17 protein-coding genes and 1 pseudogene are annotated in these 26,714 nt (G+C 73.9%); 3 read left to right on the top strand and 15 right to left on the bottom strand.

Annotated features, from left to right (window positions below):
* The first annotated feature begins 65 nt into the window (after positions 1-65).
* The gene (locus ACWEVS_RS13575) at positions 66-935 is read left to right on the top strand and encodes a helix-turn-helix transcriptional regulator (protein ID WP_449922248.1); all 870 of its coding nucleotides are present in this window, start codon (positions 66-68) and stop codon (positions 933-935) included.
* A gap of 148 nt (positions 936-1,083) precedes the next feature.
* Here the strand turns inward: ACWEVS_RS13575 and ACWEVS_RS13570 are convergent, their stop codons facing one another.
* From ACWEVS_RS13570 to ACWEVS_RS13535, 8 genes and pseudogenes are all read right to left on the bottom strand, one after another.
* A complete protein-coding gene (locus ACWEVS_RS13570) occupies positions 1,084-2,379 on the bottom strand; it encodes an MFS transporter (RefSeq protein ID WP_452551650.1) in 1,296 nt (431 codons plus the stop codon).
* A 58-nt stretch (positions 2,380-2,437) separates the two neighbouring features.
* A pseudogene (locus ACWEVS_RS13565) lies at positions 2,438-2,842 on the bottom strand (condensation domain-containing protein); the annotation flags it as partial.
* Positions 2,843-2,930: 88 nt separating this feature from the next.
* Complete coding sequence (locus ACWEVS_RS13560) at positions 2,931-3,122, bottom strand: MbtH family protein (protein ID WP_354918594.1); 192 nt, start codon at positions 3,120-3,122, stop codon at positions 2,931-2,933.
* Between the two features lies 1 nt (position 3,123).
* Positions 3,124-8,622: a type I polyketide synthase gene (locus ACWEVS_RS13555; RefSeq protein WP_452551648.1), complete on the bottom strand. Its 5,499-nt coding sequence runs from the start codon at positions 8,620-8,622 to the stop codon at positions 3,124-3,126.
* Positions 8,619-13,703, bottom strand: coding sequence for an amino acid adenylation domain-containing protein (locus ACWEVS_RS13550; protein ID WP_452551646.1), 5,085 nt, complete (start codon positions 13,701-13,703; stop codon positions 8,619-8,621). Before ACWEVS_RS13550 ends, ACWEVS_RS13555 begins: the two co-directional genes overlap by 4 nt.
* Positions 13,700-14,860 carry a thioesterase II family protein gene (locus tag ACWEVS_RS13545; RefSeq protein ID WP_452551645.1) on the bottom strand — a complete coding sequence of 387 codons (1,161 nt, stop codon included), beginning with the start codon at positions 14,858-14,860 and terminating at the stop codon, positions 13,700-13,702. Before ACWEVS_RS13545 ends, ACWEVS_RS13550 begins: the two co-directional genes overlap by 4 nt.
* A gap of 708 nt (positions 14,861-15,568) precedes the next feature.
* Positions 15,569-17,392, bottom strand: a complete 1,824-nt coding sequence (locus ACWEVS_RS13540) for an ABC transporter ATP-binding protein (RefSeq protein WP_452551643.1) — start codon at positions 17,390-17,392, stop codon at positions 15,569-15,571.
* On the bottom strand, positions 17,389-19,110 hold the full coding sequence (locus ACWEVS_RS13535) for an ABC transporter ATP-binding protein (RefSeq protein ID WP_452551642.1): 1,722 nt from the start codon (positions 19,108-19,110) through the stop codon (positions 17,389-17,391). Before ACWEVS_RS13535 ends, ACWEVS_RS13540 begins: the two co-directional genes overlap by 4 nt.
* Positions 19,111-19,424: 314 nt before the next feature.
* On the opposite strand from ACWEVS_RS13535, the gene ACWEVS_RS13530 reads away from it, so the two are divergent.
* Complete coding sequence (locus ACWEVS_RS13530) at positions 19,425-20,765, top strand: FAD-binding oxidoreductase (protein ID WP_452551640.1); 1,341 nt, start codon at positions 19,425-19,427, stop codon at positions 20,763-20,765.
* 72 nt (positions 20,766-20,837) lie between these two features.
* Here the strand turns inward: ACWEVS_RS13530 and ACWEVS_RS13525 are convergent, their stop codons facing one another.
* The 4 genes from ACWEVS_RS13525 to ACWEVS_RS13510 are packed head-to-tail and all read right to left on the bottom strand — an operon-like array spanning position 20,838 to position 22,441.
* The gene (locus tag ACWEVS_RS13525; protein WP_452551639.1) at positions 20,838-20,990 is read right to left on the bottom strand and encodes a hypothetical protein; all 153 of its coding nucleotides are present in this window, start codon (positions 20,988-20,990) and stop codon (positions 20,838-20,840) included.
* Positions 20,991-20,998: 8 nt separating this feature from the next.
* The gene (locus tag ACWEVS_RS13520; protein WP_452551637.1) at positions 20,999-21,667 is read right to left on the bottom strand and encodes an HD domain-containing protein; all 669 of its coding nucleotides are present in this window, start codon (positions 21,665-21,667) and stop codon (positions 20,999-21,001) included.
* A gap of 4 nt (positions 21,668-21,671) precedes the next feature.
* Positions 21,672-21,953, bottom strand: coding sequence for a hypothetical protein (locus ACWEVS_RS13515; RefSeq protein WP_452551636.1), 282 nt, complete (start codon positions 21,951-21,953; stop codon positions 21,672-21,674).
* Positions 21,953-22,441: a hypothetical protein gene (locus ACWEVS_RS13510; RefSeq protein WP_452551634.1), complete on the bottom strand. Its 489-nt coding sequence runs from the start codon at positions 22,439-22,441 to the stop codon at positions 21,953-21,955. Before ACWEVS_RS13510 ends, ACWEVS_RS13515 begins: the two co-directional genes overlap by 1 nt.
* Positions 22,442-22,842: 401 nt before the next feature.
* Here ACWEVS_RS13510 and ACWEVS_RS13505 point away from each other — a divergent pair, with 401 nt between their 5' ends.
* The gene (locus tag ACWEVS_RS13505; RefSeq protein ID WP_452551632.1) at positions 22,843-23,910 is read left to right on the top strand and encodes a helix-turn-helix domain-containing protein; all 1,068 of its coding nucleotides are present in this window, start codon (positions 22,843-22,845) and stop codon (positions 23,908-23,910) included.
* An 82-nt stretch (positions 23,911-23,992) separates the two neighbouring features.
* On the opposite strand, the gene ACWEVS_RS13500 is transcribed toward ACWEVS_RS13505, so the two are convergent.
* The 3 genes from ACWEVS_RS13500 to ACWEVS_RS13490 are packed head-to-tail and all read right to left on the bottom strand — an operon-like array spanning position 23,993 to position 26,700.
* Positions 23,993-24,607 (bottom strand): HAAS signaling domain-containing protein, encoded by a 615-nt coding sequence (locus tag ACWEVS_RS13500; protein WP_452551630.1) that lies wholly within the window; start codon positions 24,605-24,607, stop codon positions 23,993-23,995.
* On the bottom strand, positions 24,604-24,951 hold the full coding sequence (locus ACWEVS_RS13495) for a PadR family transcriptional regulator (protein WP_452551628.1): 348 nt from the start codon (positions 24,949-24,951) through the stop codon (positions 24,604-24,606). The genes ACWEVS_RS13500 and ACWEVS_RS13495 overlap by 4 nt, the downstream gene beginning before the upstream one ends.
* 57 nt (positions 24,952-25,008) lie before the next feature.
* Positions 25,009-26,700, bottom strand: coding sequence for a protein kinase domain-containing protein (locus tag ACWEVS_RS13490; RefSeq protein ID WP_452551626.1), 1,692 nt, complete (start codon positions 26,698-26,700; stop codon positions 25,009-25,011).
* Positions 26,701-26,714 lie beyond the last annotated feature (14 nt).

Below are 26,714 nucleotides of genomic sequence, written 5' to 3'. Positions count from 1 at the left end.
GGAATACGGCATCCGGCCGCCTGGTTTCTGCCGTTGTGCGATGAACCCGAATATGTGGTGATGAGATGGACAGTCACAACCTTCTGGGGGAGTTCCTTCGCGCCCGACGCGAGGCGACCACACCGGCCCAGGTAGGACTGCTGGACTCAGGTCCTCGCCGGACCCCGGGACTGCGCCGGGAGGAGGTGGCCATGTTGGCCGGGGTCAGCACCGACTACTACGTCCGTTTGGAACAGGGACGCGAGCGCCACCCGTCCGACCAGGTGATCGACGCCCTGAGCGCGGCGCTGGACCTCGCGCCCGAGGCCGTGACGCACCTGCACGAGCTCGCCCATCCCAGGCCGCGACGGCACAGAAGGCCCGGCGACACCGGACGGGCCGGCCCGGAGCTGCTGCGGCTGATACGGAGCTGGCCGTACACCCCGGCCCTGGTGGTCAACCGCCGGATGGACGTGCTGGCCGCCAACCCGCTGGCCGCCGCCCTCTTCGAGGGCCAGGAACACGCGGACAACCTCCTGCGGATGGTCTTCCTGAACCCGGCCGCGCGCGACTTCCACGCCGACCGGGACCGGGGCGCCCGCGTCATGGTCGCCCAGCTGCGCGCCGACGCGGGAGCCGACCTCGACGACCCGCACCTGAGCGATCTGGTCCGTGAGCTGTCTCGCGGCAGCCCCGACTTCCGCCGGCTGTGGGCGCGCCAGGACCTGTCCCCGATACGGCACGGCATGACGCTCGTCTGCCGTCACGACGTCGGCGACCTGGTCCTCGCCTGTGAGTCGTTCACCGTCGACAGCGCTCCGGGCCAGCGGCTGATCACGCTGCAGGCCGAGCCCGGCAGCCCCTCGGAGTACGCCCTGACCGTGCTCGGCAGCCTTCACTTCCTGACGGCCGACGAGGAGGACACCGGTTGCGCGCTGTGGGAGGCCCGGCGCTGAGTCCGGCGTCATGCGCGCGGTGACGACGTCGGGCTCACCGTGCCCGCCACGGACGATCGCCCGGCGTCATGCGCGATGGCGGTGCCGGTGCCGCCGCCGTCCCCGCACGCTCGGCGGCCTTTACGGCGCCCGGACGTCCGAGGACGTCTCAGGCGGCCACCGGGGCCTCGGGCACCGTGCGCATCTTCGGGATCGGCGACAGCGCCAGCACCGCCATCGGCACCAGCGCCCCGATCAGCGCCGCCACCAGCACCACCGGACGCATCCCCACCGCCTGGCCGAGCAGGCCCGCCACCAGGGCGCCCACCGGCGCCGGTACCAACCCCATGGCCCAGATCGTGGCGATCACCCTGCCGGTCAGCTCCCTGGGCGTCGCCGTCTGCAGCACGGTGATGTTGTTGACCATGAACACCTGAGCGCACAACCCCACCAGCAGCTGCGCGAACGCCAGCATGCCCACCGCCAGCCACAGCGGCCCGCCCGCCAGCGGCACCAGGATGAGCGCGCTGTTGCCGACGACCGTGGACCACAGCATGGTCGGCCCGGGACCGATGCCCTTCATCAGCCGCACCGACAGCCACGCGCCGATGATCGCCCCGATGCCGCCGACCGCCAGCACCCCGCCGACCCAGGCGGCGGGCACGCCGACACTGTCGACGACGTAGGGGAAGTACAGCGTCTGCAGGATGCCGATGTCGAAGAAGGAGTAGACGGCGGTGGCGATGGCCAGCGGCCGTACCTGGGGTTGGGCCATCACCCAGCTGAACCCGGCCCGGACGGCGCCGATCAGGGTGCCGCCGCCGTCGGCCGCGGGCGGCTCCTCCTTCTTCCTGATCGACAGCAGGCACAGGGCCGAGGCGAGGTAGCTGGCCACGTCGATGAGGATGACCAGCGGTGCCGAGCGGGCGGCCACCAGCACGCCCGCCAGGCTGGGGCCGATGGCCTTCGACAGCGAGTCGCTGAGCTGCAGGCGGCTGTTGCCCTCGCCGAGCTGCTCGGCGGGGACGAGAACCGGCAGGTAGGAGCGGTAGGCGACCTCGAACAGCACGCCGAAGACGCCGATGACGGACACCGCGACGTACAGCCACCACAGCGTCAGCAGGTCCATCACGAACAGCAGCGGCACGGTCCCGAGCATCACGGCGCGCAGGGCGTCGCTCCAGATGAGCACCGGACGGCGGCGCATCCGGTCGACCCACACCCCGGCCACGAGGAATGGCACCATCGGCAGCCTGGCCAGGGCGCCGAGCACGCCCATCTCCGCCACCGAGGCGTCGAGCAGGAGATAGGCCACGATGGGCATCGCCAGCACGGTCACCTGGGTGCCGATCAGCGACAGGCTCTCTCTCGTCCACAGTCCGACCGGCTCGACCTGCCGGCCGACCGGCCACGGCCGCCGGTGCGCGGCCACCAGGGCCGGCGCCTGCTGTTCGAGCTGGACCATAGTCGGCGTACTGGACGGGCAGCTCGGGCAGCCGGGGCGGGCGGCCCTGCGCGAGGGCCGCGTCGATCTCCAGCAGCTCGGCGACGAAGACGGCGGCGGAGGTGGCGTCGAAGACGGCGTGGTGGACGACGAACACCAGCCGCTCGCCGCCGCCGGGCAGCCGGACCAGGCGGGCCCGCCACAGCGGCGCCTGATCCAGCTCGAACGGCAGGCGGGCGTCGGCGCGGGCCAGCGCGTCGAACTCGCGCTCGGCCCGCTCCGGGGGCAGGCCGAGCAGGTCGGTGCGGGCGAGGGCGACCGGCAGCTCGGCCCTGACAACATGGACGAGGGAGCCGTCCTCGACGGCCAGTGCCGTGCGCAGCGTCTCGTGAAGCCTGACCACCTCCGCCATGGCCCTGGTCAGCCGGTCGTGGCCGGTGCCCTCGGGCAGGCCGACCACGATGTTGACGTGGTGCGCGGGCAGGCCGGGGTCGAATCTGGACAGGAACCACAGGCGTTCCTGGGGCGTAGGAGGCGGGGAAGACGTACGAGCCGCTCACCGGTCCTTCCTCCTACCCCTCCATGGCCTCACGCAGGCTGCGCGGGCGCATGTCGGTCCAGACCTGTTCGATGTGGTCCAGGCACTGCTGCTTGTCACCGGCGAAGCCCGCCTCCTGCCAGCCGTCCGGCAGCGGCCGGTCGGCGAACCAGAGGGAGTACTGCTCCTCGTCGTTGACCACGACTTTGTACTGGCCGTCGCGCATGTCACGCCCTTTCGTGCCGGGGCAGCCTGGTCAGGGCCACCTGCTTGTCCGGTTGCCGGCCGCGCATTTCCTCCACCAGCGCGGCCATGCCCGCCACCGTCGGGACCTGGAAGAGGCTGCGCATGGGCAGCCTGACGCCGAGCTTCTTCCTGATGAGGGCGATCAGTTGGACGGCGACGAGTGAGTTGCCGCCGAACTCGAAGAAGTCCTGCTCGACGCTGACCTGCTTGGCGCCGAGCACCTCGCCCCACAGTCCGGCCAGCGTGCTCTCCAGCTCGTTGCGCGGCGCGACGTGGTCGGTGTCCAGGGCCGTGGCGGCCTCCCCTGCCGCGGCCGCGTCCAGCTCCTCGGCGACGGTGTCCTGGGTCAGGTCGCGGACGCCCGCGACGAACTCTTCCAGCGGGGTGGCGTTGACCACGACCTGGGTGCCCAGGCCGACCGACAGCAGTCGGCGGAAGGCGTCGGCGCCGGCGGCCGGCGAGATGCCGGACTTGGCGCCGTCGAGGTCCATGGCCATGCCGGCGGCGGCCGACTCCTCGTTCACGGCCTGGTCCTCGACGCTCTCCTTGGCGCCGTCGTCGACGGACTGGGTGACGGCCGCCGTGTCGATCCTGCGCAGCACGAAGTCGGAGATCGTCAGGACCTTGCCGCCGTCGTCGTCGTAGAGGGTGTAGTCGGCGGCGACGATCTCGCCCCCGCCGCCGTCGCGGCGGACGGCGTGGCTCCACACCCGCGGCGGGATCGGGGCGTGCACCACGAGCCTGCCGTAGCCGAGCGGCAAGTATGGGTGCTCGTCCGAGGGGTCGAGGAAGGCGGTGGACTCGTCGAGCAGCGCCGGGTGGATGGTGAACGTCCCGGTCTCGGCCGCGACCTGCGGGCCCGCCTCCAGCCGGGCCAGCGCCTCGTTCTGCCCGAGGTGGATCGAGCGCAGGCTGGTCCAGTGCGGGCCGAACGACAGCAGGCCGGAGGCGGAGGTGAAGATGCTGGAGACGTCGTCGGTGCCGGCCAGGGAGCAGCGGGCGCGTACGTCGGCCAGGTCGTCGGTGTGCTCCTGGTCGGTGCGGACCCAGGCCGCCGCGCCCCTGGCGTGCTGGTGGGAGCGGCCGCCGACGACGCTGACGACCTCGAATTCCATGCCGTCGCCGCTGGGGGTCAGCAGCACGCGCAGCTCGGCGCTGCCGCCGTCGGCCACCGGCAGCGGCGCGACGAAGGCCACGTCGCGCAGTTCCATCCGGTAGCCGGGGCCGGGGCTGGGCACGCTGTCGCGGAAGGCGGCGGCGGCGCTCTCCAGGTAGGCGGTGCCCGGTATCACGGGCACCGCGCCGATGCGGTGGTCGGCCAGGATCCAGTGGGTCTCGGGCGCGACCGTCCCGCTGTACCAGGGGGTGCGGCCCGGGGTCTCGTGCCGGTGGGTGAGCACGGGGTGGGCGACCGAGGAGACCCGGTCGCCGCGCTGCAGCGCGCGGAAGGCCACGGGCGCGGCGACCTCGGCCGCCATCCCGACCTCCAGCCAGGCGCCCCAGTTGACCGACAGCACCCGGCCTGGCCAGGTGTGGGCGTAGGCGTCCATGAAGGAGTTGGCGCCGCAGTAGTCGACCTGGCCGAAGCCGCCGGCGACGGCGGTCACCGACGAGCACAGCAGCACGAAGTCGAGGTCGAGGTCGCCGAACGCCTCGCGGAGGGCGATCGTGCCCGCCAGCTTGGGCGCCATGACGAGGTCGGCCGCCGCGCGCTCCTTGACCTCGGCCATGCCGCCGCCGGGCAGGCCCGCGGCGTGGATGAGGCCGTCGACGCGGCCGAACCTGTCGACGGCGGCCGCCCTGACCCGCCGGAGCGCCTCGGGGTCGGTGACGTCGGCGGCCAGGACAAGCACCTCGGCTCCCGCTGCCTCCATCCTGCGGACGGCACGGACGGCGCGGCCCGTGCGGTCATCGGCCGGTTCGAGGGCGTCCCACTGCTCGCGCGGGGGCAGCCCCGACCTGCCGAGCAGGACGAGCCTGGCACGCAGGCGGGCGGCCAGGTCCTCGGCCAGGGTCAGGCCGATGCCGCCGAGGCCGCCGGTGATGACGTAGACGCCCTGCTCGCGCAGGTTCGCCGGCTCGTCCGTGGCGGTCAGCGGCACCTGCTGGTAGCCGCGCACCCAGCGGCGGCCGGCCCGCAGGGCCACGGGGGACGGCGGCACGCCCTCCTCCGGCTCCTCGGGTGTGGCGGCCAGCTCGGTCAGCAGGGCCGCCAGGTCGCCGGTCGGCGACTCCAGGTCGATGTGGCGCACCGACAGCCAGCGGGCCTCGAGCGGGACGACCTTGGCGATGCCGGCCACCGTGGCGTGCTCGGGTCTGGTCAGGTCGGGGCCGGTGACGCCCTGGGTCGCGGCGGTGACGACGTCGAGGTGGACGTCGTGCTCGCGTTCGGCCTGGGCCAGGGCCTGAACGAGGCCGAGCAGGCTGTGGAAGCCCACGTCCTGGGCGTCGAGGGTGTCCTGGACGCCGGTGGCCGGCGCGCCGTCGAGGGCCCAGGCGTGGATGACCCGGGCCGGGACGCCGACGTCGGCCAGCAGCGTCTCGTAGTCTTCGCGGTGGCCCGGCCTGAGGGAGACGGTGCCGTCGGCGGCCACGCCGTAGGCCTGGCCGGGAACGACCGGCACGACGTCGGCGCCTGCCGTCCGCAGCGCCGCCACCAGCGGCGCGGCGGCCTCGCCGGCGAACACGACCTGGCGGCCGGTCCAGGTGGCCGGGCTCGCGGTGACGGCCAGGGGGGTCTGCCGCCAGGTGGGGACGGAGTACCACTCCTCCGGTGGGAGCGCGCCCGCCCGCGGCGGCAGCGGGTAGATCAGCTGGGAGTCGATGGGCGTCTGGACCCAGTGGTGGGTGCGCTCGTAGGGGTAGGCGGGCAGCGGGACCCGGCGGGCCGGGTCGCCGAAGGCGTCGGCGTCGAGGGGGACGCCGCAGGTCCACAGCTCCCCCGCCGCGGCGTAGAGCACCTCGAGGTCCTGCTTGGGGTCGGCGGGGCCGGGCAGGCTGGCCAGCGGCGCCGGCCCGGTGCGCGGCAGCTGGGTGCGGGCCAGGCCGACGAGCTGGCGGCCGGGGCCGCATTCCAGCAGGCGCCATTCCCCTTCGGCGGCCAGGGTCGCCACGCAGTCGCCGAACCTGACGGCCTCGCGCAGGTGGCGGGTCCAGTAGGCGGGGTCGACGGCGTCCTGCGCGGTGATCCAGGTGCCGGTGACGTTGGACAGGAACGGCATGCTCGGCGCGTGCCGTTCGGCCTGGGCGACGATGTCGTGGAAGTCGCCGAGGACGGGGTCCATCATCGGGGAGTGGAAGGCGTGCGAGGTGCGCAGCCGGGTGTGCCCGACGCCGGCCTCCTCCAGGTGGGCGGCGAACTCCTCGACCAGGCTGGTCGGCCCGGCCACGACGCAGGTGCCGGGGCCGTTGACGGTGGCGATCGACAGCCCGTCGGGCAGCTGCCGGCGCACCTCGTCCTCGTCCAGGCGCACGGCGAGCATCGAGCCCTCCGGCATGCTCTGCATGAGCCTGCCCCTGGCGGCCACCAGGCGCAGCGCGTCAGGCAGATCGAAGACGCCTGCGCAGGTGGCGGCGACGTACTCGCCGATGCTGTGGCCGATCATGGCGGCCGGCTCCACGCCCCACGAGCGCCACAGCTGTGCCAGCGCCCATTCGAGGGTGAACAGCGCGGGCTGGGTGAGCGCGGTGCGGCGCAGCTGCTCCTCGGCCTGCTCGCGCTCGTCGTCGGCGGGGAACATCAGGGTCCTGATGTCGCGGCCGAGGTCCTCGTGCAGGAGTTCGGCGCACTCGTCGACGGCCGCGGCGAAGACCGGCTCGGTGCGGTACAGCTGGGCGCCCATGCCGGCGTACTGCGCGCCCTGCCCGGAGAACAGCCAGGCCACGCGCGGCTTGCCCGCCTTGCCCTTGACCAGGCGGCGCGCGTCACGCAGCGCGGCGACGGCGTCGGCGGCGTCGGCGGCGACCACGGCGGCGCGGTGGGTCATCTCGCGCCGGCCCTTGCGCAGGGTGAAGGCCACGTCGGCCAGGTCGATCTCGGCGCCGTCGAGCCGGTCGGCCAGCCGGCGCACGGCGGCCTCCAGCGCGGTGGGCGTGCGGGCCGACAGCTGCAGCAGGTGGGCGGGGCGCGGCTGGGTGGTGGGCACGGCGGCGGGCGGCGCCTGCTCCATGACGATGTGGGCGTTGGTGCCGCCGATGCCGAAGGAGCTGACGCCCGCGCGGCGGGGGAAGCCGTCGGTCTCCCACTTGGCCAGCTGCGAGGCGACGTAGAAGGGGTTGGTGCCGAAGTCGATGCGCGGGTTGGGCTTCTCGAAGTGGAGGTTCGGCGGGATCATGCCGTTCTCGACGGCCAGCACGGCCTTGATGAAGCCGGCGATGCCCGCGGCCGGGCCGAGGTGGCCGATGTTGGTCTTCACCGAGCCGATGCCGCACCAGCCGGCCTCGTCGGTGTCCCGGCTGAAGACGCTCGACAGGGCGGCCACCTCGATCGGGTCGCCGAGGGCGGTGCCGGTGCCGTGGGCCTCGACGTAGGTGACGGTGCGCGGGTCGACCTGGGCGACGCCCAGCGCCAGCGAGACGGCGGCGGCCTGGCCCTCGGCGCTGGGGGCCGAGAAGCCGACTTTGGTGGCGCCGTCGTTGTTGATGGCGTTGCCGACGACGACGGCGCGGATGTGGTCGCCGTCGGCGATGGCGTCCGACAGCCGCTTGAGGACGGCGACGCCACCGCCACCGCCCCAGATGGTGCCTTGCGCGGCGGCGTCGAAGGTGCGGCAGTGCCCGTCGCCGGCGTAGATGCCGTCCTGGTGGTACTGGTAGCCCCACTCGGCGGGCAGTTCCAGGGAGACACCGCCGGTCAGCGCCATGTCGCACTCGCCGGCGCGCAACGCCTCGCAGGCGACGTGGACGGCCACCAGCGAGGAGGAGCAGGCGGTGTGCATCGTGACGCTGGGCCCGCGCAGGTCGAGCTTGTAGGAGACGAGCGTCGCCAGATAGTCGGGGTGGTTCCCGGTGAAGACGGCGAGGTTGCCGACGGAGGCGAACACCTTGCGGTTGGGGCGGATGTACAGCCATTGGTATTCGTCCGACCCGATGGTCCCGTAGACCCCTACCTCCCCGTGGTAGCGGGACGGGTCGTAGCCGGCGTCCTCCAGAGCGGTGTTGGACAGCTCGAGGAACATCCGCTGCTGCGGGTCACGCAGCTCGGCCTCCCTGGGAGACATCCCGAACAAGGCCGCGTCGAGCCCGCCGTAGTCCTCGGCCACCGAGGCCGCCCGCACGAAGGTCGGATCGTCGAGCATGTAGTCGGGGACGCCGAGCGCCTCCTGCTCCTCGCGCGTGTAGAACTTGACGGACTCCACCCCGTCGACCAGGTTGCGCCAGAACGCGGGCACGTCCGCGGCGCCTGGCACTCGGCAGGCCAGGCCGATGACCGCGATGGGCTCGACGGCCTGCTCGGGTACGTGGTTCGCCGGACCGGTCATTCCTTGTTCTCCTGTCTGGCCTGGTAGGGCCTGCGAGATGACGGTCGTGCCTGGCGCGCCGCGATGCGTCGGGCGGCGCGCTCCGGTCCGGCCGTGCGGCGCTCGCCGTCGAGGTGGGCGGCCAGCGCGCGGACGGTCGGGAAGCGGAAGAGGTCGACGATCGGCACGTCCCTGCCGAGCGCGGCGGCGAGACGGGCCTGGACCTGTGCGGTGGCGAGCGAGTGCCCGCCGATCTCGAAGAAGTTCTCGCCGGCCGAGATCCTCGGCCGGCCGAGGATCTCGCGCCAGACGCCGGCGATGAGCCGTTCGGTGCCGGTGGCGGGCTCCTCGCCGCGCCGGGGGGCGGGCCTGGGCGCCGGCGCGGGCAGCGCGGCTCTGTCCACCTTGCCGTTGGGGGTCAGGGGCAGCGCGGGCAGCAGGACCAGGTCGGCGGGCACCGCGTGGTCGGGCAGGCAGGCGCGCAGGTGCCGCTGCAGTTCGCCGGCCTGCGTCGCCGCGCTCGCCGGTACGGCGTAGGCGCGCGTGACCTGGCCGCCCGGCTGGTCGACGGCCACGGCGACGGCGGCCCGCACGCCGGGGTGGGCCAGCAGCGCGTGCTCGATCTCGCCCAGCTCGACCCGGTAGCCGCGGATCTTGACCTGGCCGTCCTCCCGGCCGGCCACCACCACGCCGCCGTCGGGGTCGTACCTGCCGAGGTCGCCCGTGCGGTAGCGGCCGGTCACGCCGTCGGCCTCGACGGTGAAGCGCTCCTTGGTGAGGTCCTCGTCGAGGTAGCCGTCGGCCAGGCGGCGGCTCCTGACCATCACCTCGCCCAGCTCCCCTACCGCGGCGGGCGCGCCACCGGCGTCCAGCACCAGCAGTTCGGCGCCGTCGACGCCGTGGCCGACCGGCACGGGGTCGCCGCTGTCGCCGCCCGGCCCGGAGATTCCGGAAGTCCCGGAGATCCCGGTCCCGGTGATCCCGGTGATGAGGTGCATCGCCTGGATCTGCGGCGTCTCGGTCGTGCCGTAGGCGTTGACCATGCCGGCTCGCGGGGCGACCTTCGCGAACCTGGCCACCTCCGCCCAGGTCAGCCGGTCGCCGCCGAACACCGCCAGCCGCAGGTCCGGCAGCGGCGTGCCCGCCGCTGCGACGAGGGTGGCCAGTTGCGGGGTGAGGTGGGCGACGGTGACGGCCTGGTCCCGCAGCCACGCCGACAGCCTGGCGGGGTCGCGGACGTGGTCCTGGTGGGGCACGCACAGGCGGGCGCCGAGCACGAGCGGGGTGAACGCGTCACGCAGCAGCGGGTCGTGCGCGAGGCCCGCCAGCAGGGCGAAGGTGTCGCCGGCCGTGAGCTCGAAGGCGGCGGGGTACCAGGCGAGGAAGCGGGCCAGCGGCCGCTCGCCGGTGCGGACCGGTTTGGGCGCTCCGGTGGTGCCGGAGGTGAAGGACAGATACCCCCGCCGCTCTAAAGGCACGAAGGGGAGCTCGTCCCGGGGGCGCGCGCCGGGGGCGGCGGGCTGGGTGAGGCGAGGCAGCCGGTCCAGCTCGGGTGGGACCGCCACCCCCTCGCAGGCGATCATGGCGTGCGCGCCGGCCGCCCTGGCCTGCGCCTCCAGCCTGGCGGGCGGCAGCGCGGAGTCGAGGACGGCCCAGCGCGCCCCCGCCGCCAGGACGCCCAGCAGCAGGGCGGGCAGCTCGGTTCGCCGGGCGGCCAGGACGGCGACCGCCTCCCCCGGCCGCACCGCCGCCGCGACCCGTGCCGCCGTCGCCGTCACCGTCGCGGCCAGCGCGGCGTAGGTCAGCTCGCCGCCTTCGCCGCTGACGGCCACCCGCCGCGGATGGGCGGCCGCCTGCCGCAGGACGCGCTCCACGATCCCGGAGCCGCTCCAGCCGGGCAGCGCCGCCGTTCCCCCCGGCAGCGCCCGAACGCCGCCGGGCGGCGCCGGAACGCCGCCGGGCAGGACAGCGGGCGGCGCTGCGGTGCCATCGGGCGGCGATGCGCCACCGGGCAGGACAGCGGGCGGCGCCGCGGTCCCGCCGGGCAGGACAGCGGCGTCGTCGGGCGGGTCGATCGTGGCGGGGCGCAGGGCGGCGTGCCGTACCGGCTCGTCGGGCGCGGCGACCAGGTCGCCGAGCAGCCTGAGATAGCCCGCCAGCAGCGCCTCGACCCGCTCGGCCCGGAACAGCCGCGGGTTGTAGACGGCCTGCAGGACGTGGCGGCCCTGCCGCTCGCCGACGTACAGGGTGAGGTCGAACAGCGACCCCGGCAGTCCGGGAGGCAGCGGGGTGGCGGTGATCCCGGGCAGGCTCAGGCGGGGCTCGGTGAAGTCGTACATGTTGAACAGCACCTGGATGAGCGGGTTGCGCGACAGGTCGCGGCCGGGGCCCAGCCGGTCGACCAGCCGCTCGAGCCGCACGTCGAGGTGGGCGAACGCGTCCGACAGCGTCGCCTGGCAGCGCGTCACGTGCGCGGCGAACGCCTCGCCGTCGGCCACGCGCATCCGCACGGGCAGCATCTGCACCAGGCATCCGGCCATCGGCTCCAGCGCCGGGTCGCGCCGGTCGGCCACGGGGGTGCCGACGACGAGGTCCCGCTGTCCGGTCAGGCGGCGCAGCACCTGGGCGAAGGCGGCCAGCATGACCGCGTACGGCGTGGCCCCCAGGCGTGCCGCGAGCGCCCGGACGGCGGCGCTGACCGCCGGGTCCGCCTCGGCGCTCGCGCTCGCGCCCTCGAAGGTCTGCACGGCCGGCCGCGGGCGGTCCCTCGGCAGGTCGAGCACGGTCGGGGCGCCGTCGAGGTGGGCGCTCCACCAGTCGAGGTCCGCCGTGGCCTCCCTGCCGCCGAGCCAGGCGACGTAGCCGCCGAACGTCGCGGGCAGCGGGGCGAGCGCTTCGCCGCGGTAGGCGCGGCCGATGTCGTCGTAGAGCACCGACTGCGACCAGCCGTCGAAGACGATGTGGTGCGCGGTGACGGCCAGGACGTGCTCGTCGCCGCCCAGGCGCAGCAGGCGCGCCCGCCACAGCGGGCCCCCGGCCAGGTCGAACGGCTCGGCCGCCGCGGCCTGCAACCGCTCGCGCACCTGCTCCCCGGTGACCTCTTCCACGGGAAGCGGCACCTCGCCGGGCGGGTCGACGGCGACGGCAGGGACACCGCCGGACTCCGGCACGCGCCACCTGAGCACCTCGTGGCGGCGGGCGACGGCGGCCAGGGCGGCGCGCAGCGCGCCGACGTCGAGCCTGCCCGACAGGCGCTGCGCCATCGCGATGTTGTGGACGGGCGTTCCCTGCGCGAGCCGTTCGACGAACCACATCCGCCGCTGGATCGCCGACAGCGCGGCGGGCGCCACCCCGGGCGCCTCGTGCAGCGGCGGCGCGCCGGCCACGCGCGCGGCGATGCCCGCCACCGTACGGCCGGACAGCACGTCCTCGACGGCGATCTCCCTGCGCAGCCGGACTCGCAGGCCCGCGGTCAGGCGCATGGCCAGCAGGGAGTGCCCGCCGGCCGCGAAGAAGTCGTCGTCGAGCCGGGGCTCGGCGCTCTCGAACGTCCCGGCCCACACCGCGGCGACGGCGCGCTCCTCGGCGCTTCGCGGCAGACCGCCCCGCGCCGGTGCCGTGGACGGCCGGTGGGCGCGCAGTGCCACCATGTCCACCTTGCCGCTGACCGTCATCGGCAGGACCGGCAGGCGCACCACCCTGGTGGGCACCATGTAGGCGGGCAGCGTCCGCAGGCAGTGGGCGCGCAGCCCGGCCAGGTCGGGGGCGTCCTCGGGAGTCAGGTAGGCGGTCAGCTCCTTCAGCCCGCCGGCCCCGGTGTCCAGGTCGGCGACGGCCTGGCGGACGCCCTCGTGGGCGCGCAGCACGGACTCGATCTCGCCGATCTCGACACGCTGGCCCTGCACCTTGACCTGCCGGTCCAGGCGGCCGAGGAAGCCGATCCGGCCGTCGGCGTCGAGCACGACCCTGTCGCCGGTCCGGTACAGGCGCGCGCCGGGCGGGCCGTAGGGGTCGGGGACGAACCGCTCGGCCGACAGGCCGGGCCGGTCGAGGTAGCCGCGGGCCAGCTGCGGGCCGCCGATGTAGAGCTCGCCCGGCACACCGGCAGGGCAGGGGTCGAGCTGGTCGTCCAGGACGTGCGCGGTGCAGCCCGGCAGGGCGTGGCCGATCGGCAACGGCCGGTCCCATGCGCCCTCGAGTTCGGTGCCGACGACGCACACCGTGGTCTCGGTCGGGCCGTACCAGTTGTGGAAGCGCCGCCCGCCCGGCCTGGCCCAGCGCGCGACCTGCTCGGGACCGGCGGGCTCGCCCGCGGTGAGCAGGTCGGCGAGCGAGGGCAGCCGGTCGGGGTCCAGCAGCGGCAGCAGGGCGGGCGGGATGGTGCCCCAGGTGACCTCGTGGCCTTCGAGGAAGCGCTGGAGCCTGGCCGGGTCGACCCTGTCCTCGTCGGGCACGAGCATGACCGCTCCGCCCCTGGCCAGCGGGGCGAAGATGTCCAGCACCGACACGTCGAACCCGAGCGCGGCGAAGCCGATCGAGCGGCAGCCCTCGCCCAGCTCGAACCGCCCGCCCGCCATCGTGACGAAGGAGACCACCGCGTCGTGGCTCACCACGACGCCCTTGGGCCGTCCCGTCGAGCCCGAGGTGTACAGGACGTAGGCCGCGCCGGCCGGGTGGGTGCGCCGCGCGGGCGGCTCGGGCGCCGCGCCGGCGTCCGGCTGCAGGAGCACGACGGGGGCGCCCGCCAGCGTCCGGTCGCCCGCGGGGTCGGCGACGACGAGGTCGATGGCGGCGTCCTCGACGATCGTCAGCAGCCGTTCGCGGGGATGGGAGGGGTCCAGCGGCACGTAGGCGCCGCCGGACAGCAGGACGCCCAGCACCGACACCAGCAGGTCGGGGGTGCGCCTGGCGCAGACGCCGACGCGCGTCTCGGGGCCCACCCCGTGCCCGCGCAGGCGGTGCGCCAGCGCGTTGGCGGCGCGGGTGAGCTCGCGGTAGGTCAGGCGCCGGTCCCACTGGCGGACGGCGACGGCGTCGGGCGTGCGGTCGGCCTGGGCGGTGACCAGCTCGTGCAGGAGCGGGCCCGGCTTCACGTCGGTCATCCGGTCCGGCCCTCCAGCGTGAACAGCGCCGGTCTGGCCGGCCCGTACGGCACGGCGACCGCCGCCTGCGCCTGGCCGCGCGGGGTGTGCAGGGGCAGGTGGAGCACGTGCCAGCCGTCGACCTGCCACGGGCCGCCATCGCCGAGGTCGGCGAAGGGGCCCGGCGCGCCGCGGCCCGCGCCCGCGACGAGCGCCCGCCTGGCCGTGACGGCGCGCTGGGCGAGCCAGTGCCGGTCCTCCTCCGCCGCGTCCTCGATCTGCTCGCGCTCGCCAGGGTCGAGCTCGGACAGTTCGACGGGCTCGGCCGCGGTGGTCAGCCGCAGGGCCACGCCCGCCCGGTGGTCGCGGGTGACGGCGATCAGGGTCAGCCCGCCGGTTTCGGCGAGGCCGGCCACGGGGGTGCCGCCGTAGCGGCTCAGCACCTCCTTCGCGCCGGCCGGGCGGTCGGCCAGCCAGAGGTGGACCTCGTCCGCCTCCGGTCCGTCGACCTGTTCGGCCTGGTCGGCGGTGATCAGGCGGGCCAGCTCCTCGGGCGCGTCCTTGACGAACAGGTGGCCGGCGCGCACGGTGCGCAGCCCGAAGCCGGCGGCGGTGTGCCTGGCCCAGCCCAGCATGTCGGGCGGGGCCACCTCGCCGTCGTGCAGACCGGCCACGGCCACGACGGGGGTGTCCAGCGGAGGTTCGGGGGTGTACCGGTAGCGCTTGATCCAGGCCATGTCGGATCGCAGCAGGGGCAGCATCAGCTCGCGCAGCTCGGGCTCGTCCCTCAGCTCGGGCAGCGCGCCGGCGCGCCGTACGAGCTGGTCGATGAACGCCTCGTCGGGCAGGTCGGCGGTGGCCGCCAGCGGCACCCTGAGGTGGGGCGGGTGGGCGGCGCCCACGTACAGGCGTACGGGCGGGGGCAGGCCACGGAGGCGCAGCTCCCTGACCACCTCGAAGGCCAGCCGCGCGCCCATGCTGTGCCCGTACAGGGCGTAGGGGGAGGTGGTGGCCGGGGCGATCTGGTCGGCGACCTCCTCGACGGTGAAGGCGGGCGGCTCGGCGAGCCGGTTCTCCCTGCCGGGCAGCTGGAGCGCCACCACCTGGAGGCCGGTGAGGGCCCGCTGCAGGGGGGAGAAGGCGCTGGCGCCGCCGCCGGCGAAGGGGAGGCAGAACAACGTGCGGGCGCGGCGCGCGGTGGCCTGGAGGGGGCCGCGCGGAGCCGCGGTCAGCTGGCCGCTGATCGCTGCGCACCTCCCCCGCCGCGTCGGGTGTCGCGTGCGACGGTGAGGACGGGACTGGGTGGCCAGGGTGTCGGTCGCGCAGGAGGGGATTGCTTCGTCGCCATGGTGCGAGCGCTCCTCGGCAGAGCTGCAAAAACACTGGAAATTGAATCCCGTACAAGAATGTACGTCGTGCCCCGGTTTTGCCGCATTCGCGGTCAGAACCTCTTATATCGACTCCTAACGGGAGGCGTCAACGGCGCTTATCGCGGCCCGCCATCCGATGCCCAGCCGGCAGCTCGTACACTTGGGGCCTTCTCGTATCGGCATTCAGGTGATATAGGCTGCTCTTTACGTCCTGCGACCAAATCGAGGATTCGGTCACACCCATACCCGTGGGCCCTCTGGCGGCGAAGTGAGCGGAATTCGCCTCCCCTGCCTGAAGATAGGAAAGGCGGCAATAGCAAGATCGTCATCTTGTCGGGCGGGCGTGGCGGCGACAGCGGATTCGCTGAACGGTCCGGTGTCAAGGCGCCGTCATCCTTGCCGGGATCCGCTGGTTTCGGTCCCTTTCTGCACGGTAGTCCGGCTCCCTCGAGGGGAGCCGAAACTCCGCGAAATCAGCGAGATAACAGAAGAGGGAATTGATATCGACTTTTCCTGTCAGTGGCTTCTCCGGCCAGAGGGATAATGCGGATCCTCTTCGGCCTCGGAGAAAAGTTCCTCGCTCCACAGCCGCCGCATTTCCGCGCAGCCGTCCAGCAGCTCGGACAGCCGGCCGCAGCCGGCGACGCGCCCACGGTCGAGGACGATGATCTGATCGGCCCGCTCCAGAGCCGCCTTCCGGTGCGACACCACCACGAGCGTCGCGGGGCCGCCGCCGTCTCCGGCCGCGGCGATCCGGTCCCACAGCAGCATCTCGGTCTCGACGTCCAGCGCGGACGACAGATCGTCGACGACCAGCAACTCCGGAGCCCGCACCAGCGCGCGGGCCGCCGTCGCCCGCTGCACCTGACCGCCGGACAGCCGCACCCCGCGCGGCCCGACCATCGTGGCCGCGCCGTCCGGCATCCCGGCCAGGTCCTCGTCGAAGGCGGCCAGCCTCAGCGCGCCGGCCAGATGGTCGTCGGGCCGGCCGAGCAGCAGGTTCTCGCGCAGCGAGGCGGAGAACAGCCGCGGGACCTGGCTCACGTAGGCCGCCCTGGGCGGCACCATGAACGTGCCGGGGTCCTCGACGCGCACCCCGTTCCAGGCGATGGTGCCACCGGTGAGCGGCACCAGGCCGAGCAGGGCACGCACCAGCGTCGTCTTGCCCGACCCGACGGCGCCGGTGACGACCGTGAACGACCCCCGCCTGACCGTCAGGTCGACCTCACGCACGCCGTGGCCGCCGCCGGCGTGGCGCACGCTCAGCCCGCGGATCTCGACCACCTCCAGCGGGTCCGCGCGATCGGGCACCGGGCCGGCGGGCGGCGGCTCGCGGTGGAACCACACGCCGCCGCTCCTGGACAGGTCCGTGGCGTCCTCGTGGCCGGCCATCAGCCCGGTGAGCCGCTCGGTGGCGACCACGGCCTGCGGCAGCCGGTAGAGGATCCCGCCGACGGTGCGCGGCAGGGCCGCCAGCCAGCCGACGTAGCTGGTGAACAGTGCCAGGTCGCCCACCGTGAACTCGCCACGGCGCATCGCCGCCGCCGACAGCAGCAGGACCAGGCCGATGCTGACCTCGACGCTCGCGGCCGTCGCGGCGCCGAGCAGGTCGGTGGCCATGCCGTCCTTGACCGCGGCCGCGCGCCGCCTGCTGTTGTGCAGGCGCAGGCGCTCCAGCGCCGCCTCCTCGGCCCCCGCGGTCTTGATCGCCAGGACGGCGCCGAACATCTCGCCGACGTAGGCGGTCACGGCCGCGCCGAGCGTGCGGGCACGCTGGTGCAGCCGCCTGACGACCTCGTTCATCAGCCGGCTCAGCACCCCGATCCCGATCATCGGCAGGACCAGCACGAGGGTGATCAGGGGGTCGATCGACACCATGATCGCGACCGCGGCGCCGCCGAAGAGGAGAGCCCCCACGAGCGGCACCGACTCGTCGGCGAGCTCGACGAGGTCGCTCACGTCGTCGCGCAGCCGGCCCACCGACTCACCCGGCGCGTGCGGCAGCCTGGCCGCCGCGGGCCCGCGCGCGGTCATGACCGACCGCAGCACGTTGGCGCGCAGCAGCGTCGCGGCGGCGTCCCACCAGTAGACCCCGTAGGTGAAGGCGACGACCAGGACGGCGCCGCGAACCAGCTCGACCCCCACGAACGCCGCGCACAGCCACAGCGACACCTCCAGTGCGGCGGCGCGCTGCCCGCTGATGTGGTCGAACAGCGCCCGCAGCAGCAGCCCGCCGGCCAGCGGGATGACGCTGACCGGCAGCCACAGCAGCGCGCCGATCAGGTAGCGGCGCAGGTCGAAACCGGTCAGCCGGACGGCGACCAACAGGGCGGCCCTCATCGGCGCACCCCCGCCAGATCCAGCAGCCGCCCGAACCGGCTGCCCGGGTCGGCGGCGAGGTCGGCGCGCCGGCCGTACTCGACGATCCTGCCCTCGGCGACGACCGCGATCTTGTCGACCCGCGACAGCGACGACAGCCGGTGCGCGATGAGCACCCCCGTCCGGCCGGCCAGCAGCCGGTCGATGCTCCGCTCGACGCGCCGCTCGGTGGCCGGATCGAGCCTGCTCGAGGCCTCGTCGAGGATGACGAGTCCCGGGTCGGCGAGGAACGCCCGCGCGAAGGCGAGCAGCTGCGCCTCACCGGCCGAGACACCGCGCAGCTCGGTGTCGAGCCCGTCGGGCAGCCCGGCCAGCCACGGGCCGAGACCCACCTCGTCCAGGACGGTCCGCAGCCGGTCATCGTCCGCGTGCGGCCGGAACAACGTCAGGTTGTCGCGGACGCCGGCGGCGAACAGCTGCACGTCCTGTGTGACCGCGCACACCCGCCGCCGCACCGAGGCGGGATCGGCCGCGCGCAGGTCCAGCCCGCCGACCAGGACCGCGCCCTCGGTCGGGTCGTACAGGCGCAGCAGGAGCCTGGCGATGGTCGTCTTGCCGCTGCCGGTCCGGCCGACCAGGCCGAGCGTCTCGCCCGGCGCCAGCGTCAGGGTGATGCCCGACAGCACCTGCTCGTCGTCGCCGTAGGCGAACCCCACGCCGTCGAGCTCCAGGCCGAGCGGTCCCGCGGCGGGCAGCGGACGCGGGTTCACGGGGTCGGGCAGCGCCCGCCGCCGCGCCAGCAGGTCGCCGACCCTGGCGAACCCGGCCAGCGCCGACTGGTACTGCCGCAGCTGCTCGATCAGCCGCTCGAAGGGCGCGCGGACCATCAGCGTGTACTGGAACAGCAGGACGGCGGTGCCGACGGTGAGCGTGCCCGCCTGCTGCGCCCACGCGGCGAGGGCGAGGATGATCGCGGTGCCGGCCGCGAACGCCACGCCGGTCGAAGCCAGCAGGACGCTGCCGATCCGCGAGGCCCGCAACTCCTCCCGGTACCAGGAGGAGGCGACCTGGTGGAAGCGGTAGACGGTGTGCTCGCCCGCGCCGTTGGCGCGGATGTCCTCCGCGCCGGCCAGCCGTTCCTCGAGGTGGCCGAAGAGCATGGCGCTCGCCGCCCGCGACCGGGCGGCCGTCGGTACGGCCAGCCGCTGCGCGCGGGCCATCCCGAAGCCGGCGAGCAGGCAGTAGGCCAGCAGCGCGCCGCCGATGAGGGGGTCGACGGCGAACACGACGACCAGCACGCCGCCGAGCAGCAGCAGGCTCGCCACGACGTCCATCAGGAACGCGACGACGAATCGGGCGACGGCCACGACGTCGCCGTCCACCCGCTCGATCATCTCGCCGGGCGTGTGCCGGCCGTGGAAGGCCATGTCGAGGCCGAGGGCGTGCTGGGCCAGCCGCTCCCTGAGCCGGTTCGTGCCGTCCCACGCGAGCCGGCCGGCGAGCCAGGCGGTGACCACGCGCGCGGCCTGCGCGGCCACGGCGACCGCGAGGAAGGCCAGGGCGAGCAGGACCAGGTGGCGGGTGCCGGCTCCGGCGCCGGCGTCGTCGACGAAGCGGCGGGTGAGCTGGGGCGCCGACAGCGGCAGGAGCGTGGCGGCGCTGATGGCGGCGGCGAGCGCCACGGCGGAACGGCGTCCGGGCCGCAGCTCGCGCAGGACGCCGGTGATGGGTGTCGTCATCGGGCGGTGTCACCGCCCGGCGCGGGTCTACCGGCGGCTACATAGGCCGCCGTCGGTGGGGTCAAGGCGTGCACGAAGCGTCATGTCCTTGGGGTCGGGGAAGGTTCGCGGCTGGGTGGACATGAACGCTCTCCGCATCGCTGCGCTCCCTTTCTCGACGACTCGCTGCCCGGGAGTACACCAGACGGCCGGCCTGGCGGACAACCGATTTTGCCGGCCGCCGTGGGCCGTACGGCCGTACTTCCTGCGTCGTAGCCGAAGGAGTCTTCCCTCGTACGACGACCGGAGGCGGCCGGCACCGCGACGATCACGGCATGGAAGACACACTGCGCGCCCTCGTCAAAGGCGCTGTCCTCACCCCCGGCCACGAGCGCTACGACACCGAACGGCAGGCGTGGAACCGGACCATCGACCCCCGGCCCGCCGCCGTCGTGGAAGCCGCGGGCCCGGGCGACATCCGGGCCGCGATCGCCGTCGCCCGCGAGCACGGCGTGCCCTTCGCCGTGCAGTCGACCGGGCACGGCACTCTCGTGCCGGCCGACGGCGGCATCGTGCTGAAGACCTCCCGCATGGCCGAGGTGCGGGTCGATCCCGAACGGCGCACCGCGCGCGCCGGCGCAGGAGCGGTGTGGTCCGACGTCATCGCCGCCGCCGCGCCGTACGGGCTGGCGCCCGTGTCCGGCACGCCCGCGATCGGCGTGGCCGGCTACACGCTGGGCGGCGGCACCGGCTGGCTGTCGCGGCGGTACGGCTACGCCGCCGACAACCTGCTGAGCGCCGAGGTCGTGACGGCCGGCGGCAGGCGCCTCACGGTCAGCGCCGAGGAGCATCCCGACCTGTTCTGGGCGCTGCGCGGCGGCGGCGGCAACGTCGCGGTCGTGACGTCGCTGGAGTTCGCGCTGCACCCGGTCACCGACGTCTACGCGGGCATGACCCTGTTCCCCGCCGAGCGGGCGGCCGACACGCTGGCCCGCTACCGGGAGTGGGCGCCGGACGAGCCCGACGAGTCGAACACCTCGATCATCCTCATGCGGATGCCGGACACGGGCGGGTGGGTGCTGGCCGTACGGGCCTTCTACGCGGGCGGTGCCGAGGCGGCCGAGCGCTGCCTGGCCCCGCTGGTCGACGCGGCGGGCCCGGCGCTGGCCGGCGGGTTCGCGGCGATGAGCTTCGCGGAGGCTGCGTCCGCGTTCGGCGGGCCCCCTCCCCCGCCGATGGCCGTGCGCCAGCACCTCGACCTGCTGCGCGAGGTGCCGGACGACGCGATCGAGGCGATCGTCAAGGGCGCGGAGCAGCCGGTGAGCGCGATCGAGCTGCGCCACTGGGGCGGGGCCATGGCGCGGCCCGCTGAGGGGGCCGGCCCGGTCGGTCACCGCGACGTGCCGTTCTCGGTGATCACGACGGCCGTCCTGGACGGCTCCCGCGACGCCGCCGAGGTGGACGAGCGGATGCGCGAGGTGACCGGCTGGCTGGGCCCGCACGTCACCGGCGGGTCGTTCCTGAACTTCCTCACCGACCCGGGCCGGACCGCGGCCGCCTACACCCCCGTCGACCACGCGCGGCTGGCCGAGGTGAAGCGGGCCTGGGACCCGGACAACATCCTCGGGCGCTCGCACAACATCCCGCCCGCCGCGGCCGCCCGCGCGGCTTCGTGAGGGCCGTGACGCCCCGGCGCCGGCGGAGTCGGTGTCCTTCAGCGTCCGTGTCTCCGGCCGAAGGTGCGGAGGTCAGTCCTGCGCGTCGGCCCCGGCCGCCCAGCCGGCGGTGATGTCAGCGCCCACGTCGTGCAGGAGCCCGAGGAAGACGGAGACGAGCGGGGTGAGGGAGGGGTCGGCGACGGGTACGCCGGGCCGCCTCCCGCGCCCGCCGTCTTCGCGCACCAGGGGCGTCAGTCGCCGCCGAGGCCGTCGAAGTCGTTCCAGCCGGGGCTCCGGGACATGAGCTGGTCCCAGGTGGGCCAGCTCATCCGCGTCTTCTGGCGGACGAGCTCACCCATCATGCTGTACGGCGGCGCCTTGTGCGGCTTGTCGAGCGCCTGGCCGACGATCGCGTCGCGCAGCGCGGCCGCGGCGTGCAGGCGGGGCAGCACGGCATGGATGCGATCGGCGTAGCCCGCGGGGAGGGGGTGCGCCGCCGCGGGGGTGAGGTCGTATCCGGCGCCGGCCGTCACGAGCGCGATCTCGGGCCGCTTGCGGTGGGCGACCTCGAAGAACAGGTGGAGGGCTACCGCGTCCCAGACGATCTCGACCTTGTCCGGCGCGACTCCCTGCTCGGTGAGGAAGCGCGCGGCCACGTCGGCGCCGTCGACGTCGAAACGCTGGTCGCCGTTGCCCTCGTCGCTGAGCCCCACGTCGTGCAGGACACACCCCAAAAACAGCAGTTCGTCGTCGTAGTCATGGCCGGGTCGCAGACCCTGCTGTTCGCCGAGGAAGCGCCCGTAGAGGTAGGTGCGCATGCTGTGGTTGAAGATCGCCGGCTCTTCGATGTCCCGGGCGAAGCGCATCGCCTTCAACGCCGGCTCGGTTCGGGGAAAGGGCAGGTCGCCGTACGTGTCCATCGGGTCAGCCTTCCTGGGCGCCGGGGGCGGGGTGTCGCACGTCGGAGTGGAGGCGGCGCAGGGCGAGCAGGCCGCCGACCGCCGGGACGCAGGCAAGCCGGCGGGCGCCGGAGGAGGCCCGCGGGACCAGCGACACGGCTCCGATGACGGCGACGTAGCACATGCCGTGCACCGGGCCGACGAACGTCGTGATCGTCTTGGCGTGCACGGTGAGCAGGTTGACGATGAGGATCACCAGGGAGGCGGTCTCGAGACCGGCCGCGATCCGCAGGGCGCGCACGGACATCACGCTCCCGTGCCCGAGCCGGGTCGGACGATCATGAGGACCACGACGGTCGCCCATGCCAGGTTGTAGATCCCGGTGAACATCGACAGCCGGCGCAACCGCCTGCCGTCGTCGGGACGGCTGAGCGCGTCACGCTGGCGCGGGTAGATCTGCGTGGCCAGCAGGCCGCCGGCGATGGCGGTGAGAACCATGGAGATGATGATCCAGATCTCGCCCATACGGCCCTGGCCACTGGCCAGGATGATCCCGGCGGCGGGCACGAGGAGCCCGAGGATGCTGTAAATCCGGGTGATGCGGTGCAGGGCGACGGCCACCGCCCGGTTCCTGTCGCCCTGATCGGGTGGCGGCGAGGGGTCGGCTGCGCCCGCGCCGGCCGTTACGCCGGCGGCGACGGGCGCGTAGCGGGGAAACAGGCTCGTCGCGACGGCCGAACCGCCGACGAACACGATGGCGGCGAGCACATGCACCGACAGCAGCAGACCTTCCACAGGTCCTCCTCAGGTCATCCTTCAGGCAGGCTGAAACCTACCATGAACCTTCAGCTGGCCTGAAGGTAGCCCCTCTCCCGGCCCGCCGGGCCACGCGTCCCGACCACGAGCGGCCGTTCTGGGCGGCGCCCCGAGCGGCGGCGATGGCCAGGACCGTGATCCGCTGAAAAGATCTCCCAAGAACTCCTGTCAGGGGCGAGACGGTGTGCCGTGAGGGTGTGAGATCACTTGCTGCCGTGTCCACCGTCGGTGGACGCCGCACGCGGGCGACGACCAGGCACCCGCCGGGCCCGGACAGCGGATGACCAGCGAGGAAGCGAGGACAGAGGCGAGTGTCAGATCGTGACGACCCGGTAGCCGAGCATGGACGAGGACACCGGCCGGGGCCCGGCGAGGACCCGGTGGACGTCTTCATCCGAGAGTTACGGGCGCTGCATCGGCAGCAGGGATCACCGTCGGTACGGGAGCTGGCGGACCGGACCCGGCGCGCCCAGGCGCCCTACTCGAAGTCGGTCATCGGCCAGGCGCTGCAGGGGCATCGTCTGCCGTCGGAGGGCGTGCTGCGAGCGCTGGTTCACGCTCTCGGTGTCGACGATCCTCAGCCGTGGGTGGACCGCCGTGCACAGGTCATCGCCGCCGGCAGAACCGTATCGACGGCGCGGCACAACCCTGTCGAGCAGGCGGCCGGCGAAGGCGCCGGCACCGATGAGCCGGGCGCCGCAGCCGAGGGCCCGGTCGCGGGCCATGCGGACCCCGGCGCCGGCCGCGGGCTCCTGACGCGGAAGAAGTCCCTGCGATGGGTGATCACGACGGCGGTCGTGGCGGCGACCGCCGTCCTCTTCGCGGCGGGGATGTCGGCCCTGGGCGGCACGCAGACGGCCGCCGGCCCCGGGCCCGTCGTGACAAAGGTGTCGCCCGCCCTGCCTGAGGCCGCGCCCTCCCAGGTGAGCGCCCCTGTCACGGGCTCCTCGCCAAGCCGTGCCACGCCTGCCGCCACGAACACCTGGAGCGCGGTGCACGGCCTCGGCTGCCAGGCGGAATGGTCCTACGCCGACCCCGGCTGGCGACCGACCGGCGGCGGCTGGAGGCAGGACGGCTGCACGGGCACGGCGCTGTTCCTGCAGGTGACGTCCGAGCTGGGCCATGCCACGCAGCTGGTGAACTGGTACTTCGACACCCGGCCGCACGCCAGGTGCACCGTCGAGGCCTTCATCGCCGACGACCGCCGGTCGGCCGGCACCGCCTACTACTACCTCGACGACGACGACACCACCGCCCCGCACCTGGGCGGACCGGTCACCGTCGACCAGAAAGCCCATCGCGGCACCTGGGTCACCCTGGGCAGCTGGCCGGTCCCCGGACCGGGACGCCTGACCCTCATCCTGGCCAACCAGCCCCATCGCGCCCACGACACCTCCACCGTGACGGCATCCGCGGCCCGCGCCACGTGCCGCTGGAGTGACGAATAAGGTCGGTCCGTCGGCGGCGCGTGCCGATCAACGGACCCACACAGCGGGCCACGCCGGTCCGCGAGACCGGACCGGCGTGCGTTCAGCGGGGGTCGACGACGCGGCCGTGCCTGATGGCGCCGACCACGAGAAGCAGGGAACCGGCGACCGCCGCCACCCCGAGGCCCACCGCCACCCAGCGTGAGACCTCGACGAGCGAGGTCTGGTCGTCGAGCAGGACCTCCGACAGAGGGAAGGAGGCGAGCGAGGCCACCAGGGCGCAGCCGCCCAGCACGCCGTACAGCTTGCCGTTGGCGAGCGCGGTGGCCGCGCGGAAGGAAAGGGAGATCCCGGTCGCCATCAGGGCAAGGAAGGCGATCCCCCCGACGGTGTCCGCCGTGGTGAAGGACGCCGCGGGCCCGTCCGCTCGTAACGCCCTCCAGAGCAGGGTCAGGCCGACGTAACCCAGCGCACCCGTGGCCAGCCCCCCGATCGCCTGGTAGAGGGTCGAGGGCTTACCCGACCGCGTGTCGAGCTGTTCGGCGATCGTCGCCGCGTATTCCTTCGGGGTGCCGAACGCCGTCGTGGGGTCCTCGCCCGTCTCCGCGACGTGCGCCTCGACCTCCGCCAGCACCTCGCCGACCCGGACCCCCGAGATGTCGCGCAGGCGCAGCGCCAGCGTCAGCTCCTCGCGGTACTTCCTGTCGAGAGCGGTCATCCCTTGACTCCTCGCTCGATCACGCTGATCGCGGTCTTCGCGAATGCCGCCCATTCGGGCCCCTGCGTCGCGAGCGCCGCCCGGCCTTCGTCGGTTAGCCTGAAGAACTTCCGGCCCGGCCCGCCCTCTCCGGCCCGCCACTCGGCCCGCAGCAGGCCGTCGGTGGTCAACCGGTTGAGCAGCGGGTAGAGCGTGCCCGCCTTCATGTCGGGCATCCCGGCCCGGTCCAGGCGTTGGAGCAGGGCGTAGCCGTAGTCCTCGCCGGTCTCGGCGAGCAGGGCCAGCACGGCGAGGTCGAGCACCCCGCGCAGCCACTGTGTCCGCCTGGACGTCACGTCCGCCATGAGAGGAAGGTAACACCTACTAGTAGGTCTCGCATGGTAGTGGGGCAGGTAGCGCTCCTACGAGCCGGGCGCTCGAACCTCGCCCTCGCGCCAGTCACGGTAGGTGGTGGTGAACCTGGCGGTGAGCTTGGTCGTCTCGTCGAGCGGGAAATGCCACGAGAGCTCGAACGTCTTCGGCCTGTTCCGCCCGTCCAGCACCAGCACCCACGACAGGCTGGTCTCGCCGGTTTCCCGCTCGGTGCGTTCGTCGCCGTGGAGCGCCCTGATCTGCCGCGCGAGCGGCGCCGACGCCTTCCTGGTGACCAGCGCGCCGGCGTAACGGCGGCCCGAGGCGCTCACGTTCTCGGTCGTCCTGGCCAGATCGGCGATCACGCCCACCGCTCCCATGGTGTGAGGGCACCGGGCGTACAACAGGATCGGCGCTCGGGACGGGTCGGGCACCTCCTTCCCGTCGATGTACTCGGTTTCGGTGAGCACCACGCGTTGGGTCAGCTCGAGATTCTCCGCCGTCACCGTCATGTCCATGCGGGTGTCGACCGACGACACCGCGTCGTGATCGTAGGACAGCTTCCCCTGCGCCTTGGTGGCCCAGGTGCCCTGGGGCAGGAACCCCTCGAAGGTGAAGTCGGCCATGGGTGTCACGTTGACCGCGCTCTCCAGGGCGAGCGGGAGGTCCCGGGAGGTCGGCGGGGCCGTCGAGGAGCCGGTGGGGGTCGGCTGGTCGGCCATGTCGTCCCCCGGCGTGCCGAAGCCGCGCCACAGGACCACGCCGGTGGTCGCCGCGGCCACCACGGCCGCCACCCCACCCGCCAGGAGAGCCCGCCGTGACGCCACACCGGACCCGCGCTCCGCCGTCGGGCGCTCGCGCCCGACGCCCTCGGTCGGTACAGCGCCGCCGAGCACCGCCCCGCCCCCGCCCGGCACCCCTGCAACGCCGCCGGCCGTCGGTACGGCGCCGCCGTGCGCCGCCTCGGCGCCGTGGCGCAGGGCGGCGTCCTCCTGCGCGGGCGCCCGCTCCCCGAGAAGCTCCAGCAGCAGGTCACGCGCCGACGGCCGGAGCGCCGGGTCCTTGGCCAGGCACCTGGCGACGATCCCGCGCAACGGTTCCCGCAGCTCGCCCAGGGCCGGCTCGTTGTGCAGGATGCGGTAGGCGGTGGCCGCGAAGGTGTCGTTGCCGAACGGCGGCCACCCGTTGGCGGCGTGGACCATCGTCGCGCCCCAGGCGAACACGTCGGACGCCGGCCCCACCGGCAGGCCGCGGAACTGCTCGGGCGCCATGTACGGCGGCGTGCCGGACGCGCCCTCCCTGGTCGCGGTGACGTCGACCAGCCTGGCGATGCCGAAGTCGATCACTCTGGGCCCGTCGGGGCCGATGAGCACGTTGCCCGGCTTGAAGTCGCGGTGGACGACGCCCGCCCGGTGGATGGCGGCCAGCGCGGTGGCGGTGCCGATGGCCAGCCTGGTCAGCGCGGCGCCACGCACGGGCGCGACGGCGGCGAGGGCGGGACCGTCGATGTACTCGCTGGCCACGTAGGGCGGCTGGTGGTCGAGGTCGACACGCAGCACGCGGGCCGTGCAGAACTCGGCGACCTGGCGGGCCGCGGCGACCTCGCGGGCGAAGGCACGGTCGATCCCGCCGGTCATGACCTTGACGGCGGCGAGCCCGCCGTGCTCGTCCTGCCCCAGGTAGACCGTGCCCTGCCCGCCCTGTCCCAGCTGACGGAGGATGCGGTATGGACCGATGCGCACGTATGCCTCACATC

Source organism: Nonomuraea sp. NPDC003754 (assembly GCF_053605785.1).
This window is presented reverse-complemented; position numbering and strand designations above follow the sequence as displayed.

What these genes read in the sequence shown, in the direction of transcription:
- ACWEVS_RS13575 (WP_449922248.1), top strand. Translation starts at nt 66, where the DNA reads ATGGACAGTCACAACCTTCTGGGGGAGTTCCTTCGCGCCCGACGCGAG.
- ACWEVS_RS13570 (WP_452551650.1), bottom strand. Translation starts at nt 2,379, where the DNA reads ATGGTCCAGCTCGAACAGCAGGCGCCGGCCCTGGTGGCCGCGCACCGG.
- ACWEVS_RS13560 (WP_354918594.1), bottom strand. Translation starts at nt 3,122, where the DNA reads ATGCGCGACGGCCAGTACAAAGTCGTGGTCAACGACGAGGAGCAGTAC.
- ACWEVS_RS13555 (WP_452551648.1), bottom strand. Translation starts at nt 8,622, where the DNA reads ATGACCGGTCCGGCGAACCACGTACCCGAGCAGGCCGTCGAGCCCATC.
- ACWEVS_RS13550 (WP_452551646.1), bottom strand. Translation starts at nt 13,703, where the DNA reads ATGACCGACGTGAAGCCGGGCCCGCTCCTGCACGAGCTGGTCACCGCC.
- ACWEVS_RS13540 (WP_452551643.1), bottom strand. Translation starts at nt 17,392, where the DNA reads ATGAGGGCCGCCCTGTTGGTCGCCGTCCGGCTGACCGGTTTCGACCTG.
- ACWEVS_RS13535 (WP_452551642.1), bottom strand. Translation starts at nt 19,110, where the DNA reads ATGACGACACCCATCACCGGCGTCCTGCGCGAGCTGCGGCCCGGACGC.
- ACWEVS_RS13530 (WP_452551640.1), top strand. Translation starts at nt 19,425, where the DNA reads ATGGAAGACACACTGCGCGCCCTCGTCAAAGGCGCTGTCCTCACCCCC.
- ACWEVS_RS13520 (WP_452551637.1), bottom strand. Translation starts at nt 21,667, where the DNA reads ATGGACACGTACGGCGACCTGCCCTTTCCCCGAACCGAGCCGGCGTTG.
- ACWEVS_RS13515 (WP_452551636.1), bottom strand. Translation starts at nt 21,953, where the DNA reads ATGTCCGTGCGCGCCCTGCGGATCGCGGCCGGTCTCGAGACCGCCTCC.
- ACWEVS_RS13500 (WP_452551630.1), bottom strand. Translation starts at nt 24,607, where the DNA reads ATGACCGCTCTCGACAGGAAGTACCGCGAGGAGCTGACGCTGGCGCTG.
- ACWEVS_RS13495 (WP_452551628.1), bottom strand. Translation starts at nt 24,951, where the DNA reads ATGGCGGACGTGACGTCCAGGCGGACACAGTGGCTGCGCGGGGTGCTC.